The sequence below is a fragment of the Congregibacter sp. genome (assembly GCF_047617445.1).
In the GTDB taxonomy this organism is placed as follows: Bacteria; Pseudomonadota; Gammaproteobacteria; order Pseudomonadales; family Halieaceae; genus Congregibacter.
In genome coordinates this window covers 17,041-33,096 of the sequence record NZ_JBLGBE010000013.1, presented here as the reverse complement: position 1 = coordinate 33,096, position 16,056 = coordinate 17,041, and the positions used below count along the sequence as shown (strand labels likewise).

Sequence of the window (16,056 nt, the reverse complement as noted above, 5' to 3'; positions counted from 1 at the left end):
TGGGTGTTTTTTGACCAGTTTGTTGTTGCGAAAGCTTTCTTCAACGTGGACAAAAATTGAGGCTTAGAGCATTGCTGTCTTGTCATGGGCGTGTTGCGATGCTAGAAAGCGCCGATGCCAAACAGTACTGAAGTTGATACGCGAACACCGTCCCCGCCTTTTGGATATTCTCGGGTCTGCAGCCTGAGCCCGGAAGAGCAAATTGTCGCGGTGGCGAAGTTTCATGCCCACCAGATTCGACCGAATCGAATTGCCTATCGCCTGGGTATTGATATCGCCCTGGTAGAGGCGCTGATTGCTGGTGAGGTGGAGACCCAACGCTTTACTGCGGCGGTGGCGGCGAATCGCAAACAGCGGTATCACGAGCGCATAAAGGATTCGTCCAAGCGTCGGGGCACCGGGCGTTATGAGCTCCAGCAGCAGATAGAAAAAGACTTCCAGCACGAGCTGGCGATCAATGGCGCGCCCAGGCCGTAATAGGTAACCGCGCCGAGCTCAGCTGCCGGCCCTTTACTGGCTGAAGGTTAGCTCCCGCAGATTTTGCGAAAACCTGCTGCCGTGAAAGGAATCATGTGGTCATAGGCGGCTTGAAAGTCTGCACTATGACACTGTCCTCGGGATAGCTTGTCGATGCGGCCAGTGTTTGCCAGTGTCAGAGTCAGAGCACCGGAAAGGTTGTGGTAACACCAATAAATATCTGCTTCGCTCGCTTTTGGGAGCGCTTTCTTTAGAGCTTCTATGAACTCCTGCACCAGGCCATCAAATAGCGACGACATCATGCGTGGGCCCCAGTACGGCGAATTGTTGATGTAGGCGATGAGTGCAAGATAGTGCCGCCAGCCCTCGTCACCGGTTTCCTGCGCGATTTCCAAAGGCCGCAAAAACGCCTCGATGATCTGTTCAACAGAAGGGCCCTTTGCTCCCGACGCCTGCTGGCATGCATTTAGCGCTTTCCGGCGGGCGCCGTTGAGCAACTCGGCTCTGCGGTTAAACACCGCCTGAAACAAATCGAGCTTCTTACCAAAGTGATAATTTGCCAGAGCAACATCGACACCCGCGGTCGTGGCAATGCGCCGCAGCGTAACGCCGTCGTAGCCGTGTTCTGCAAACAACTCTTCTGCCGCATCAAGAATGCGTTCGCGCTTGGGAATCCTGTCTTTCTTGTTCATTGCGGCTCCTGCCACCTTGCGCGATCTCGCGGGGCTTTGGTTTATGGCCTTTCTCTTGCGTATTCAACGCTTGTTGAATAGTCTGTCAGAAATCGCAGGGAAATAACAACAATGTCTGCTGAGTTCTTCAAGTATGCCTTGACCCTCGGTTATGTCGCTCTCGTGTACTGGCTATCGTACGTGGGAATGCGTCGTACCAGCAGCGTCGAAGGCTTTGCCATCGGTAACAAGGACATGAGTCCTTACTTGGTCGGAATTACTCTTGCCGCCTCCATCTCATCCACGGCGACCTTTGTGATTAACCCCGGGTTTGTTTATCAGCACGGACTCGCCGCCTATCTACATTTTGGTGTTGCGGGGTCCCTGGGGATTCTCAGCGCGTTTCTGGTGTTGACCCGGGGCTTTCTGCGTCTGGGAGAGGCCAGTCATGCGCTCACCATACCGCAGTGGATTTACTACCGTTACCACCACCGCGGCTTCAGTTTGTTCTTCGCGTTCATCAACCTGTTGTCGATAACTTTTGTAGTGCTGATTCTTGTGGGTTGCAGCCTGTTGATGACTGGACTGTTTCCCATAGACCAAAAAACTGCGCTGGTCGCCGTGCTGCTGTTCGTTTTTTCTTATGTGCTCATGGGCGGTACCTATGCCCATGCGTACACGAATACGCTGCAGGGGATCATGATGCTGGTGGTCACCCTTGTTTTGTTTGTTCAGGGCTTTAAGTATTTTGCGGGGGACCCTCTAGGCGCGCTCCGGGCCGTCGGAGATAACTATGCTCAAGCATTTAATGCGGGTAGCAACTTATATTTTGATTTCTTCTCGGTGTTTGTCAGCGGTTTTGTGGTGACTTTCGCGCTGATGTTACAGCCGCATATTCTCACCAAGGTTTTGTATCTGCGCAGCGAGCGGGACATCGGCAAATTTATTGCTACTACCGCGGTGGTGGGCACGTTGTTCACCTTGATGCTGATGATTGGTTTCTACGCACGTCTGGCAGGACTGGAAATCGATGCGCAGGACACGGTTGTCCGAGAGTATCTGCTGCATGAGTTTGGCAGTTCGATCTGGGGTGAGTATGTGCTGGTGTTTATATTCCTCACGCTGCTAGCCGCAGGAATGAGCACTCTTGATGGAATCCTCGTTGCGCTCTCAGCGATGGTAGTTAATGACATCGTAAAGCCGCTTGCCGGCGAGAGCAGCAATGGCCTGGTGTTGGCGCGATGGGTATTGGTGGCTGTAGGCATCGTAGGCGTGCTGCTGGCCTGGAATCCCCCGCCGCTCATCGGATTGTTTGCTCAAAAAGGCGTGTATGGGCTCGCTGCCGCGTCTTTGGTGCCCGTGCTCTTCGGTGTTCTTTTGCGCCGGCACATTCCTTTGTGGGTGGTTGTCGGTGCGGCGGCCCTGGGCCTCGGGCTCCATCTGTTCTTCAATTTGGCCATGGGAATCGCTAATCCCGCAATTTCTGCGAGCTACGGCATTTTTGCATCGCTGGCCTTCGGTCTGCTGGGTTTGTTTGTGACGCGCGGTGACGCGAGCCGCCACGGCGGCGATCTGTGATATTCACAGCTTGACAGTTCAACAACTGTTGAATACGCTATTTCATATTCAACAACTGTTGAATAATTAAAACAACTAAGGTGCCGCGACACACGGCACTCATATAACTTATAACGTTACAGGTGTCCGCCATGTCGTATAGAACTCCCGTTCGTAAACCTCTTATTGCTGCAACGACTTTTGCATCTCTGCTGTTGTCGGCTGCCGCATCGCCACTTGTTTTTGCGCAATCCCAGGAGCCGTCGCTGGCCTTGGAAGAGGTGTTGGTGACAGCCAGACGCCGGTCAGAAAACCTGCAAGATGTACCTATCGCCGTGACGGCACTGAGCGGCGATGCACTGCGGCTCGCGGGCTCTCAGGACATAACTGAGCTAGCACAATCAATTCCCAGCGTGACGCTTGAGCCGTCCCGAGCCACCAACAGCACATTGACGGCCTTTATTCGCGGCGTAGGCCAGCAGGATCCATTGGCGGGGTTTGAGCAGGGCGTCGCCCTGTATTTGGATGACGTGTATTTGGCGCGGCCCCAGGGAGCTTTGCTGGATATCTATGACGTTGAGCGTATTGAGGTACTGCGTGGACCCCAGGGCACGCTTTACGGACGTAACGCGGTGGGCGGTGCCATCAAGTATGTCACCCGCAGGCTTTCTGACGAGGTAGAGGCCAGCGTTCGCGCATCCTACGGTACTTACAATCAGGCGGATCTCGTCGGCACGGTGTCTGTGCCTGTGAGCGATAACTTCCGCGTAGGTGCAACGGTCGCCTCCTTCAATCGCGATGGTTTCGGTGACAATCTGTTTACCGGTGGTGAGCAATACGACAAAGACATCTTTGGCTATCGACTGTCCGCTGAGTGGGAGCCCAGCGAGGACATCCTTGTTCGCGTGGCCTATGACAACACCGATGATCAGTCCTCAGCGGTCGCGGGTTGGCGGCCGTATCCAGGTGCATTCAGTGGCACGCCTTCCCCCGGCAGCGTCTTTGATACCAACGCCGGCGCCAGCGTTTTGCCATCCACTGCGGGTATCAATGGCAACAACCAGGTCGAGTCCGAAGGTTGGGTGGTCTCTGTGGACTGGAATGTCAGTGACACCATGACGCTGCGCTCCATCACCGCCGGTCGTGAAGACTTGACGGAATCGGTTATCGATTTCGACAGCCTCGCGACGCCTGATTTCGATGCGCCGGTTATCTATGACAACGAGCAGTTCAGCCAAGAGTTTCAGTTGCTGTGGAATACTGATCGCGTAAATCTTGTACTGGGTTACTACTATCTCGATGCCGAGGCCGCCAATGATTTCGACGTGGTGCTGGGTCTTCTGGCACCGGGCGGTTTGACCGCTTACACCGGTGGCGTTGTTGAGACCAAGTCCTGGTCGGTGTTTGGTGACTTGAGCTACGAATTGACCGATCGTTTGTCACTGTCGGTAGGCGGGCGTTATACAGAAGATGAGCGTAGTGCCGATATTTTTCGGGGCACCTACCTGGGAACCGGCTCGCCCTTCTTTGGTAACGACAGCGCCTTCCTGCTGGCCGCGACGAGCGACTATGAAGCCCAGCGAACCTATTACGATTTCTCGCCTCGCGCCAACCTGAGCTATTCATTGACGGACGACGTCAAGATTTATGGTGGCTATAGCCAGGGCTGGAAGGCGGGAAGCTTCGATCCCCGGGGTGCGAACTTTGCAACGCCTGCGGTGGAGGAGGGCTTTGATCCTGAAGAGCTGGACTCCTGGGAAATGGGTCTGAAGTCCACCTGGTGGGATGGGCGGGCTATTACCAATGTCGCGCTGTTCTACAGTGATTATCAGGACATGCAGATTCCGGGATCTGTCGCTGTGGACAGCGATGGTGATGGGATTAACGACAGCTTTGTCGGCACCGTGACCAACGCGGGACAATCTGAGATCTCCGGCCTTGAGATCGAAGCTAACCTGCTATTTACCGAGCATTTCAGCATGCAGTTTTCTGCGAGCCTGCTGGATGCTTCGTTCAAGGAGTATCTCGTAGGCGGTGTTGATGTCTCTAATGATCGTGACGTCCAAAACACCCCGGAAGAAATGGCCTTTATCGGCCTAAACTACAACACGGATTTAGCAGGCGGAAGACTGCTGATCAACACCAACTACTCCTACAAGGGCGATGTGCAGCAGTTTGAAATTGCCGCGGAGGATATTGACCAGGACGCTTACGGTTTGCTCAACGCCAGCATTGTCTGGACCAGTGGTGATGAACAGTGGCTTGTTGGTCTGTACGGCAAGAACCTCACGGATGAAGAGTACCGTACTGCGGGGTATTGCTTTGGCACCAGTGGCTGTCCCTCGTCACTGGGTCTGGAAAACAACACAACGGTCTTCTTCGGTCCGCCCACCACGGGCTTTGTCACCGTCGAGTATCGCTTCCAGTAAACAGTTGCTTGCATCGCCTCCCTTAGAGCCGATGCAAGATTTTTTCTGGAGGATATTGTGATGCGCGAATTTCCTGCGCTGTCTCCCCTATTTCCTGAAATCCTCGCTTTACACGGGCGTTGGCGGTCCGAAAAGCTTGCGGTGGCGACGGACGACACTCGTAAAACCTGGTCAGAGTTTGTCGCCGACAACCATCGCTTTGCGCATGGCTTACTTGCTGCGGGTATAAAGTCTGGAGATCGCGTAGGCGTCTTCATGGAGAACGGCTACCCCATGCTCACGGCGCTGTTTGGAACGCTTGCTTCAGGAGCGGTATCGGTTCCCCTCAATACCTCAGTATCCGATGCAGCGATAATTGCCATGTTGGGTGATGCCGGCATAAGCGCGCTGATTGTTAGCGACGAGTACCGTGGACGTTTTGATGCTTTATTGCCCCAACTGCCTAAGGGCGTCTTGTGCATTAGTAATACCCAGGTCCCCGGATGGCAGTCCATGGGGCGTCTGGCTTCGGGTCAGCCTGATACGCTCCCGGATGTGTTGCTAAGTCACGATGCGCCGCTGAATATCATCTACAGCTCCGGGACCACCGGACTACCCAAGGGCATCTTGCATACCCATGGCGGTCGGCGAGACTGGGCCTATGACTTGACGATCGCACTGCGCTATCACAGCGGTGCACGGACGCTGTTAACCATTGGCCTGTATTCGAATATTTCCTGGGTGGCGATGCTCTGTACCTTGCTGGCAGGGGGCACGCTTGTGGTGCATCCTCGCTTTGAAGCATCGGCATTTCTTAAAACGGTGGAAACTCAATCCATTACCCACACGGCAATGGTGCCCATCCAGTTCCAACGAGTTTTGGAGGCGCAGCTACTGTCGCCCCATGATCTTTCGAGCATGCAGGCAATGATGAGCTGTGGCTCGCCGCTGCACGAGGGGCTCAAGCGAGCACTGTTTGATACTTTTCTCTGTGGGATCATCGAACTTTATGGTCTCACCGAGGGCATTATCACTACGCTGGATCCTGAGAATGCCGAGGGTCGCTGGTCATCCGTGGGCAAGCCCCTGCTGGGGACCGACATCCTGATTGTTGGTGATGACGATGAGCCCTGCGCCGTGGGTCAAGCCGGGGAGATCGTATCTCGTGGTCGTATCACCATGCCCGGCTATTGGCAGCGCGATGATGCCAACATAGCGGCGCGTTATGTCGATACGACAGGACAGCTGTGGCTGCGTTCGGGAGACATTGGCCATCTTGATGCCCAGGGGTTTTTGTACATTGTGGATCGCAAGAAGGACATGATTCTTTCCGGCGGCCAAAACATTTATCCTCAGGATATTGAAGCGGTGCTGGTAAGCCACCCACAAATCGAGGATGTCGCTGTCATCGGTGCAAGCAGCAAACGCTGGGGCGAGACACCTATCGCCTTGGTGGTGATGCGTGATGCAGATATCACTATGACGTCTCTTCTGGATTGGGCCAATCAGCGCCTGGGCAAGCAGCAGCGGTTAGCGGAGTGCATCCAAACTGAAGAGTTGCCGCGCAATCCCAATGGCAAGATACTCAAGCGTGAACTGCGCAAACAGTATGGAGAAAAGACCTATGTCTGAGATCAGAGAGAGCTCTGGCCTATATTACAAAGATGTCTGGTACGACAGTGCAGACGGCTTGCGGCTTTATGCTCGGGATTATCCGGGTCCTGACTCGTCTGAGCTGTTACCTGTGCTTTGCATGCACGGTCTTACCCGCAACTCTGGCGACTTCGCCTGGATCGCCGCGCATCTTGCCAGGACACGCCGCGTTGTGAGTGTTGATCAGCGAGGCCGTGGTTTGTCGGCCTATGACAGTGAGCCAGCCAATTACACACCGGTAACCTACGTGGGCGATATGTTCACCCTGCTGGATGAACTGTCCATAGACAAGATACTGATTATCGGCACCTCCATGGGCGGGCTTATGTCGATGCTCATGGCCAATATGCAGCCCGAGCGTTTTGCGGCGGTGGTGCTTAACGATATTGGCCCTGAGCTGGACCCTGTGGGTCTGGAGCGGATCAAGAATTACGTGGGCAAGCATCGAGAGATTCGCAGCTGGGACGATGCGGTTGCACAGACTCGGGAGATCAACGAGGTCGCATTTCCGCGCTATACGGATGAGGAGTGGCTGCGTTTTACCAAGGGCTTGTATCGAGAGGTGGACGGCGTACCTCAGCTGGCACATGACGCAAATATCGCTCAGGCCATTTTGGATACGGATGCCAGCGCGGTCCCCCCGGACCTATGGCCGCTGTTTGAGAACATGGCCGCTATTCCTATGCTTTTGGTGCGAGGCGACATTAGCGATTTAGTCGCTAAGGATTGCGTTCAAAAGATGCAGGAGCTCGCCCCGGGGCTGCAGGTCGTGAATATCCCCGACCGCGGGCATGCGCCGATGCTCGATGAGCCTCTTGCTGTTGAGGCCATTGATGGTTTTTTCTCGGCTGTAGATCCAGGCTGATCGATGTCCTAGGAGCCGTTCGCTCACTGGGACCTGAGCGGCGGTCCTGCTAAAGTGCAGCCCCATATAGTAGGAGCTCACATGCGCAAGATAATCGTCGGAATTAGTGGTGCCTCGGGCATAGTACTGGGTTTGCGGGCCCTGCAGATGCTTCGCGAGGCGGGTGTCGAATCACATCTGGTGATGAGCAAGGCTGCTGAGCTGACGCTGCATCATGAGCTGTCGATCAGCGCCGAGGAACTCAAATCTCACGCTGATGTGGTGTATCCGGTAAAAAATGTGGGCGCGGCTATCGCCAGCGGTTCGTTTATCACTGACGGTATGCTGATCGCTCCGTGTTCTGTAAAAACAATGTCAGAGATCGCTACCGGGGTGACCTCTACACTGCTTACTCGCGCCGCTGATGTTGTTCTCAAGGAGCGTCGCCGTTTAGTTCTCATGGTGCGGGAAACGCCGTTGCACACAGGGCATCTGCGCACCATGACGTCTCTTTCTGAGATGGGTGCCGTGATCGCACCACCGGTTCCGGCCTTTTACACCGGAGTGGAGACCCTCGACGAGTTTGTGACCCAAAGTGTTGGCCGAAGTCTCGACCTGTTTGGGATTAGCGATACATCGATCAGTCGCTGGCAGGGCTGAGGCATCAACGCAGCTGTCACACCACCGATAAAGCCGGACTTTCGTCGCCACGGGCTTTTACTCTTCGCGGTCGTTCTTCTGGATATGATTGGCTTCGGGATCGTAATCCCGATCTTGCCTTTTCTGTCTCCCCGGCTCGGCGCGAGCGACTTTGATATCGCCATGATTATTGCCAGCTATGCGGTATGCGCTGGGGTGGCAGGGCCTTGGTGGGGGAAACTCTCGGATCATATTGGACGCAAGCCGGTGCTGATGATTTGCACCAGCGGTGCGGCGGTGGCTTATCTAATTCTGGCTTCTGCCGAGAGTCTGGCCATGATTTACGTCGCGCGTGCTTTTGCCGGACTGATGGCGGGTAACTTTGGTGTCGCTTCGGCAATGATGGCCGACATCACGCCACCGGCGGAGCGTGCCAAGGGTATGGGTCTGATCGGTGCGTCCTTTGGATTGGGCCTCGTGCTCGGGCCGGTACTGGGTGGACTGCTATCCGGCCCTGAGGGGAGCTTTTTTGTGCCCTGTTTGCTGGCCGCAGTGATGTCTGTACTGGCGGTCATTGCGGCGTGGTTATTTCTTCCAGAATCACATCATCGTGACAAAACCCTGCCGCGAGATGACGCTGCAAACAAGCAGTCTCTGTGGAGCGTCTTGCGTAAGACGCAAAGTCGATTGCTCATGTTGCAGTATGTTTGGCATACCAGCAGTGTGAGTGCAGCGACCTATTTGTTCCCCTTGTGGGTGTACGCATTGCTGGACTGGAGTGCGCGGGAAGTCGGCATCGTATTTGGCGTGCAGGGGGCGATTATGGCTCTTACTCAGGGCCTGCTCATGGGCCCTTTGGTGAAAATACTCGGTGAGCTGCGTCTGCTGCGAGTGTGTGTCAGCGGTTTTTTTGTGGGCCTGCTCATGGCTGTTTTTGCCACCGGTGCCGTGAGTATGGTGGGTTCAGTGCTTGTGGCTCTGACGGGGGCAACCCTGTGTTTCCCCGTGCTGAATTCCTTTGCCAGTCAGCGCAGCGCACCGAAATTGCGCGGAAGAATGATGGGTGCTGCCAGCGCGGCGGCTGCCTGGGGGCGCGTCCTCGGTCCTCTACTGGCCGGGCTGCTGCTTACCGTGGGCGGCTTTCGTTTGGCTTGGTCCCTGCCGCTGGTGATGGTGGCGATGTATTGGCTTTGGGCTTTTAGTCGCTGGCCAAAACGCCCGGTCCCGACTTTTGATTAATACGCTGAGTTGCGTAAGGTTCCTCGCCCTGATGTTTCTTACTCAATAAGCTAAAGAGGTGCATGGCATGGCAGATTCAATGTTTGATTTGAGCGGCAAGATTGCTCTGGTTTCCGGCGCGAGCCGCGGGATCGGCGAAGCCGTTGCCCGATTACTGGCGAAGCATGGCGCGCTGGTGATTGTTTCAAGTCGCAAGCAGGAAGACTGCCAGGCCATCGCAGACTCTATCGTCGAGGCCGGGGGCAAAGCGGAGGCTTTTCCTTGCCACGTGGGTCGCATGGAGGACATTAGCGCGATCTTTGAGCATATTCGTGGCAGCCATGGTCGCCTTGATATCTGCGTTAATAATGCTGCAACCAATCCCTATTTTGGACATGTCCTTGATACCGACTTGGGTGCTTTTAACAAAACAGTAGAAGTGAACATCCGTGGTTATTTCTTTATGTCCGTGGAGGCCGGGAAGCTGATGCGCGAGCATGGCGGTGGTGCGATCGTGAATACGGCGTCAATCAACGCTTTGCAGCCCGGACCGATGCAGGGCATCTACTCCATCACCAAGGCGGCGGTGGTGAGTATGACCAAGTCCTTTGCAAAGGAATGTGCGCCCTTGGGGATTCGTTGCAATGCGCTGCTTCCGGGACTCACCAAGACCAAGTTTGCCGGTGCGCTGTTTGAGCACGAAGACATTTACAAACAAGCGATGACGAAAATTCCCATGGGACGCCATGCTGAACCCGAGGAAATGGCCGGCACGGTGCTGTATCTCGTATCTGATGCCAGTAGCTATACCAATGGCGAATGCATCGTCGTCGACGGCGGGCTGACTCTTTAGGCTTCTCGCAAATAGGAGAAGCCGCCCTCTTTGATATAGAGCTCGCAAGGGCTATTGCCCTGGGGGCTTAGCGAGCTTCCCGGAGGTAGGCGCAGCCAGCAGTGCCTTGGGTAGGTGCCGTGATCGTCAGCAAACTCGCCATCAAGCACAAACAATTCAGCCCCTTGGGGAAAGTTGAGTACTCCTACATTTTCGGGCGTACTCCAGCGCTCCAGCCGCATATGATCGTTAAAGGGCTTTTGGGCATAGAGCTTTTTCCAGCTCACGCCTGGACGCACACTAGAACGCCATTCGCTTTCGTTAGTGTCCAGCGCAATATGATTGCGGGTGTCGCCGGGGAACTGCCGGAGCTTCACGAACAACAGACAGCCGTCTTTGGAAAAAGGCCCGTGACTAAAGCCCTCGGGGTTGAGCAAATAGCTGCCGGCCGGCCAGTCACCATGTTCGTCAGAAAATACACCCTCCAGTACAAGAATCTCCTCACCCTCGGGATGCGCGTGAGCAGGGAACTGGCTACCCGGTTGGTAGCGCACAATCGACGTCACTTGTCCGCTTTCGGCGGGGCCTACGCGGTGTAGGCGCTTGCGTAATACTTCGCCGCCGGGGCTCTCTTCCCAGTCCTGTGCACTACTGTCTGCGGCGACGCGATGATCGAGGTCACCGTTAAGGGCGCTTGCTGTCATGTTGATACCTTCAATAATTGATCTAACTTGGACGTTATCCGTGTCAAAGTGTTCCCCCTGATTCACAGGGTCCTTTTGGTTATTGCGCGGCTGCGATAAAATCATCCCATGCCTAAAATACTCGTAACACATCAACTTCCCGGAGAGCGGATTCACGAGCTTCCCGACCATTGCGACATGAACGTCTGGATGGGGCCTGGCCTGCTTCCGGCCTCTGGCCTGCGTGATGAACTTGTCGGCTGCGAGGGTTTGCTCTGCCTGCTCACCGATCACATTGATGAGGCCTTGCTTGACGCCAACCCGAGCTTGCGCTTTATCGCTTCCATGTCGGTAGGAGTCGACCACATTGATGTGAAAGCTGCTACCGCGCGAGGCATTCCCGTGGGTAATACGCCGGGAGTACTGGTTGAGACTACCGCGGATGCCAGCTTTGCGCTGTTGCTTGCGGCCGCTCGGCGCCTCGTGGAGGCCGATCGGTTCGTGCGCGGCGGGCATTGGCGAACCGAGAATGCCTGGTCGCCGGAGTTCTTTACGGGCAAAGATGTTGCCGGCGCCACACTGGGTATCGTAGGTCTGGGTGAAGTGGGGCAAGCGGTTGCTCGCCGTGCCGCTGGCTTTGGTATGAAGGTGATTGCCTGGAATCGCAGCCCCAGAGACTTCCCCGGAGTCGAGTCTGTTGAGCTGGATGAGCTTATGGCCCAGAGTGATTTCGTCAGTATTAACGTCGCTTTGGGTGAGGAGACTCGCAATCTTATCGATGCCCGACGCTTGGGATTGATGAAACGCGACGCGGTGTTGGTGAATACCGCTCGAGGCGGCATTGTTGATGAGGCAGCTCTGGCGGATGCATTGAGTCACGACAGACTCGCCGCAGCGGGCCTGGATGTTTTTGAGCGAGAGCCGGTTCCTGATGATCACCCGCTACTGAGCTTGCCCAATGTCGTGGTAACACCGCACATTGGCAGTGCCACGCTGGCGACCCGGGAGAAAATGGCCGATATGGCGGCGGTGAACATGCTCGCTGCATTGGCAGGAGAGCCGATGCCAAATTGCACCAATCCCGAGGTTTACTCCTCCTGATCCCAGGGGCCCGCGTCGCTGTAAGGCGGTCACGTGATCAGCTTTAGCGACTTGCTGGCGCTCAGTTCGCCAGCGTGTGAGTTGCCCAGCGATGTGACTGACTGCCGCTTGTTTGAGGCTCAGGGTTATCGCTGGTTATGCAGTTCTAGCGGTGCCATCCAAACCGCCCTGTGTATCAGCAATCCTTCGGCGTTGGTGCTCCCTAATCATCGAGCCATGATGTTGGGAGCCTTGCTCCCAGAGCGGGTGTCTGCGGTGCTTGATCTGGGCAGCGGTGGTGGTGGCTTTCTCCGTCATCTTCGGGCGTGGACGCCCGCGCCGCGCCTGTCGGGCGTTGAGATGAGTGGTGAGATGCTGAACGCTGCACGGCAGCACTTTGCGCTGCCTCCACAGCAATTGATTCATGTCGGTGATGCCGTCGATTTTCTCGGGCGTGACCGCGCTCATTATGATCTGGTGTTGTGCGATCTTTTTAGTGATCGCAGTGCGCCGGAGGCTTTGCAGGATCAGCTGTTTTTCGCAACGCTTGCCAGGCGTCTCAATGCAGGTGGAGCGATTGCTCTTAATACTTTGCCTGATTCGGCGGCCGCACTGGTTGAGGTTGTTAATGCAGCCCAGCAACACTTTGCCGGCGTGGGCATCCTGCAGATGACAGAACTGGGTAACGTCTTGCTGTTTCTACAACAGGAGCCTCTTGCCGATAGCCAAACGCTAAAACTTCGCCTTGCTCAGTCAGCCTACAAAGAGGATACAGACCTGGTGCAGGCTTTGACGGCCCTGCGCCGCGTCGAAAGGTAAGCCCGGGCGTCCTGAAGACTACGCTTAAGGTGCAGCTGGGAGCGTTGATAGGCCCTGACGAATGGCCTGGCGCACGGCTCCGGTATCGACTTTGTTGGCGTCTTGAATAAGCGAGCTTACGCGAACCTGCCACAGTAGATCAGTCGTTTTATTATCTAAAAACACCACCATGAGATTGCCGGTTTGTTTGTCAGCGCCTAAGGCGTAGGCATTGTCGATGGACGCACCATCTATTTGTCGGCCGATCATTGCGCTCGGGTAGGGGGTGACATTTGAGGAGGTACTTTCGATTAATCCCTCGTTAATGCCGGCGGCCGCTACATAGCCGATGAGAAACTGCGCTTCACTTTTAGCGACGAGCTTGTAGCCCAGTTCTGTCATGCGTTCTTTGATGGCCGCTCGGATTGCCGGGTCGGCCTGATAAAGCTTGTCCTTGGAGTAAGCCGTCTGTGTGAGTGCCGCGTTTCGCCAGCCATAAGTCGTATAGCCACTGGACACGAAAAGAGCCGGATCCCCGGGGATGGCTTCTATGCCACTGCAGGCGCCTAGTGTGCCTAGCGAAACGAGAATCAAAAAGCTCCGAAGAATTTTGCTCATGCTATTCCTTGTGCGTTCTGTGTGAACCATTGCGATGGTAGCAACAGTGCCCGTTTTTTGCGATGCGACGGCCCTAGCCGCGCTGGGATTCACGGTATTGCGACGGTGAGAGCCCCACGGTTTGCCGAAACATACGCGAAAAGTATAAGGGATCCAGATAGCCCAAATTTGCGGCAATGACTTTTACGCTGTGTTGCGTACTGTCCAGAAGGCGGCAGGCTGCTTCCATCTTCATATGGAGAAAGTGGCGCATAGGCGAGTAGCCCGTTTCTGCTTTGTAGCGGGTAGCGAAATGCTGGGGCGTGAGCCTGCTAAAGGCGGCAAGCTCTTTGAGGGATAAAGAGCTGCTGACTCGTTCGCGCATAAAGGATTGCAGTTCCAGGAGACGCATCGTTCCCATGTTTTGCCCTCGCTGCCTGTCACGGCAGAGCGCAAATTCCGCGAGGAGGTGGCGTAGCCGATTGGAAGCACCGATAAAGGCATCCAGACTGTAGCCGGTGCTCTTCACCGTTAACATTTGTTCAAAACCCGTGAGCAGCGACGGTTCGACACCGCTGTGAATGCAGTATTCGTCTTCATTGAGCAAATGAGCAACGAAGTCCTGCGCATCTGTGCCCTGGAAATGCACCCAATATAACGTCCATGGGACGGCGTGATCTGCGGCGTAACTGTGCTCCAGATCCCGGGGGAGAATTACGGTATCACCACTGCTCACGGAAAATTTTCCGTCACGAGTTTGTACCGAGCCTCGCCCCTCCGTGCAAAACAACAGTAGATTGTCATCATGCTGCCTACGGCGCATGAAGTGCCCGTGGGCATTGGGGTAGTGTCCCATGGCGGTGGGGTAGCAGCCCAAAGTCAGGGGATGTTTCTCCAGGGCCTCCAGAAGAAATTTTGGCGTCAGAACGCGGGATGCGGTGGCCGACAAGGGCCAGTTGGAGGGGCGGCTCACGGGGTTGGCTCCAAATTTCAATAATCTTAATATTATCCATGTATTTTTAAATTTTGTCGCTACTTATAAGCGCTTCGCCCTGCTACATTAAAGGCCGTGAGTTTTTAATTTTTAGGAGTTCCCACGATGACCCTCAAGATCCCTCTTTATATCAACGGCGAGTTTATGCACGGCAGCAGTGATCAAACTCTGCCGGTAACCAGTCCTGCCACTCAGGAGCTCCTCGCCGAGGTGACTTTCGCGACCGCCAAAGAGGTGGACTTCGCGGTGGCTAGTGCCAAGGCAGCGTTTGAGACCTGGCGCGAAGTGCCTATCTCCGAACGGGCACGTCTGATGCTCCGTTATCAGGCTCTGCTTAAGGAGCATCACGATGAGCTCGGCGAAATTCTCGCCAAAGACACCGGCAAGACTTTTGAGGACGCGAAAGGCGATGTTTGGCGTGGTATCGAAGTCGTAGAGCAGGCGGCAAACATTGCCTCATCCATGATGGGCGAGACCGCAGAGAATGTTGCGGGCGGCATCGACACCTACAGCTACATGCAGCCTCTGGGTGTGTGCGTGGGCATTACGCCATTCAACTTTCCCGCCATGCTGCCTTTGTGGATGTTCCCTCTGGCGATTGCCTGCGGAAACACCTTCGTGCTCAAGCCATCCGAGCAGGTACCGATGACGCCGGTGCGTCTTATCGAATTGTTTATCGAAGCCGGCGCGCCAAAAGGCATTCTCAACATGGTGCACGGCGGCGCAGAGCAGGTCGATCAGCTGTTGAATCACCCCGATACTCGGGCTGTGTCTTTTGTCGGTTCGTCGCGCGTTGGCGAGCACGTGTATAGCACTGCCACTGCTGCAGGTAAGCGCGTGCAGTGCATGATGGGTGCTAAGAACCATATGGTGATCATGCCTGATGCTGATAAAAACGGCGTCCTCAATGCACTGGTAGGAGCCTCTGTTGGCGCCGCGGGTCAGCGTTGTATGGCAATTTCGGTGGCAGTTTTTGTGGGCGAGGCGGCTAACTGGATTCCGGAGCTCAAAGAGCGTCTTGAGAAAGTGCGTCCCGGGGCCTGGGATGATGCGGGCGCGGCTTATGGACCGATAATCTCCAAGCCGGCTCACGCCCGGGTTCTCGATCTTATCGCCAAGGGTAAAGCCGAAGCGACTTGTGTACTCGATGGCACCGATTGCAGCATCGAAGGCTTACCTGATGGCAACTGGGTGGGACCCACGATGTTTACCGGAGTCACACCAGAGATGACGATTTACAAAGAAGAAATCTTTGGTCCGGTGCTGTGTTGTATGGAACTGGAGACGCTTGATGACGCTCTGGCGGTCATCAATGCTAATCCCATGGGCAATGGCACCTCTATCTTTACCGCCTCGGGCGGCGCGGCCCGGAAGTATCAGCATGAAGTGGCGGTGGGCCAGGTGGGTATCAATATTCCTATCCCGGTGCCTCTGCCGTTCTTTTCTTTCACCGGTTGGCGGGGTTCGTTCCGGGGTGACCTGCACCCTTACGGCAAGCATGCAGTGCGCTTCTATACGGAGACCAAGACCGTTACTGCGCGCTGGCGTTACGCTGAGCCAGAAACAGGCAAGCAGCCTAATATGAGCATCAATCTGCGCTAGGGC

15 protein-coding genes are annotated in these 16,056 nt (G+C 55.4%); 11 read left to right on the top strand and 4 right to left on the bottom strand.

What is annotated here, in order from left to right:
* The first annotated feature begins 114 nt into the window (after nt 1-114).
* A complete protein-coding gene (locus ACI9KD_RS05125) occupies nt 115-477 on the top strand; it encodes a hypothetical protein (protein WP_414980084.1) in 363 nt (120 codons plus the stop codon).
* 47 nt (nt 478-524) lie between these two features.
* Here ACI9KD_RS05125 and ACI9KD_RS05120 read toward each other — a convergent pair whose 3' ends face one another.
* Entirely contained in the window at nt 525-1,169 is a 645-nt protein-coding gene (locus ACI9KD_RS05120; protein WP_414980083.1) for a TetR/AcrR family transcriptional regulator, read from the bottom strand.
* Nucleotides 1,170-1,280: 111 nt separating this feature from the next.
* Between ACI9KD_RS05120 and ACI9KD_RS05115 the strand changes: the two genes are divergently transcribed.
* The 7 genes from ACI9KD_RS05115 to ACI9KD_RS05085 all read left to right on the top strand — a co-directional run bounded on the left by ACI9KD_RS05115 (nt 1,281) and on the right by ACI9KD_RS05085 (nt 10,320).
* On the top strand, nt 1,281-2,726 hold the full coding sequence (locus ACI9KD_RS05115; RefSeq protein WP_414980082.1) for a sodium:solute symporter family transporter: 1,446 nt from the start codon (nt 1,281-1,283) through the stop codon (nt 2,724-2,726).
* Between the two features lie 131 nt (nt 2,727-2,857).
* Nucleotides 2,858-5,134 (top strand): TonB-dependent receptor, encoded by a 2,277-nt coding sequence (locus tag ACI9KD_RS05110; protein WP_414980081.1) that lies wholly within the window; start codon nt 2,858-2,860, stop codon nt 5,132-5,134.
* A gap of 60 nt (nt 5,135-5,194) precedes the next feature.
* Nucleotides 5,195-6,745, top strand: coding sequence for a class I adenylate-forming enzyme family protein (locus ACI9KD_RS05105; RefSeq protein ID WP_414980080.1), 1,551 nt, complete (start codon nt 5,195-5,197; stop codon nt 6,743-6,745).
* Nucleotides 6,738-7,631 (top strand): alpha/beta fold hydrolase, encoded by an 894-nt coding sequence (locus tag ACI9KD_RS05100; RefSeq protein WP_414980079.1) that lies wholly within the window; start codon nt 6,738-6,740, stop codon nt 7,629-7,631. The genes ACI9KD_RS05105 and ACI9KD_RS05100 overlap by 8 nt, the downstream gene beginning before the upstream one ends.
* A gap of 81 nt (nt 7,632-7,712) precedes the next feature.
* Nucleotides 7,713-8,270 carry a UbiX family flavin prenyltransferase gene (locus ACI9KD_RS05095; RefSeq protein ID WP_414980078.1) on the top strand — a complete coding sequence of 186 codons (558 nt, stop codon included), beginning with the start codon at nt 7,713-7,715 and terminating at the stop codon, nt 8,268-8,270.
* A 3-nt stretch (nt 8,271-8,273) separates the two neighbouring features.
* Entirely contained in the window at nt 8,274-9,488 is a 1,215-nt protein-coding gene (locus tag ACI9KD_RS05090) for an MFS transporter (protein WP_414980104.1), read from the top strand.
* Nucleotides 9,489-9,555: 67 nt separating this feature from the next.
* Nucleotides 9,556-10,320, top strand: a complete 765-nt coding sequence (locus ACI9KD_RS05085; protein WP_414980077.1) for an SDR family oxidoreductase — start codon at nt 9,556-9,558, stop codon at nt 10,318-10,320.
* Here the strand turns inward: ACI9KD_RS05085 and ACI9KD_RS05080 are convergent.
* Complete coding sequence (locus tag ACI9KD_RS05080; protein WP_414980076.1) at nt 10,317-11,003, bottom strand: cupin domain-containing protein; 687 nt, start codon at nt 11,001-11,003, stop codon at nt 10,317-10,319. The genes ACI9KD_RS05085 and ACI9KD_RS05080 overlap by 4 nt on opposite strands.
* Before the next feature lie 108 nt (nt 11,004-11,111).
* Between ACI9KD_RS05080 and ACI9KD_RS05075 the strand changes: the two genes are divergently transcribed.
* Entirely contained in the window at nt 11,112-12,083 is a 972-nt protein-coding gene (locus ACI9KD_RS05075; RefSeq protein WP_414980075.1) for a 2-hydroxyacid dehydrogenase, read from the top strand.
* Nucleotides 12,084-12,116: 33 nt separating this feature from the next.
* Complete coding sequence (locus ACI9KD_RS05070) at nt 12,117-12,881, top strand: spermidine synthase (protein WP_414980074.1); 765 nt, start codon at nt 12,117-12,119, stop codon at nt 12,879-12,881.
* Between the two features lie 24 nt (nt 12,882-12,905).
* Here the strand turns inward: ACI9KD_RS05070 and ACI9KD_RS05065 are convergent, their stop codons facing one another.
* Together ACI9KD_RS05065 and ACI9KD_RS05060 are read right to left on the bottom strand one after the other, a co-directional pair.
* Nucleotides 12,906-13,478 (bottom strand): DUF4136 domain-containing protein, encoded by a 573-nt coding sequence (locus ACI9KD_RS05065; RefSeq protein ID WP_414980073.1) that lies wholly within the window; start codon nt 13,476-13,478, stop codon nt 12,906-12,908.
* Between the two features lie 73 nt (nt 13,479-13,551).
* The gene (locus tag ACI9KD_RS05060) at nt 13,552-14,430 is read right to left on the bottom strand and encodes a helix-turn-helix domain-containing protein (RefSeq protein ID WP_414980072.1); all 879 of its coding nucleotides are present in this window, start codon (nt 14,428-14,430) and stop codon (nt 13,552-13,554) included.
* A 126-nt stretch (nt 14,431-14,556) separates the two neighbouring features.
* Here ACI9KD_RS05060 and ACI9KD_RS05055 point away from each other — a divergent pair, with 126 nt between their 5' ends.
* The gene (locus ACI9KD_RS05055) at nt 14,557-16,053 is read left to right on the top strand and encodes a CoA-acylating methylmalonate-semialdehyde dehydrogenase (protein ID WP_414980071.1); all 1,497 of its coding nucleotides are present in this window, start codon (nt 14,557-14,559) and stop codon (nt 16,051-16,053) included.
* Nucleotides 16,054-16,056 lie beyond the last annotated feature (3 nt).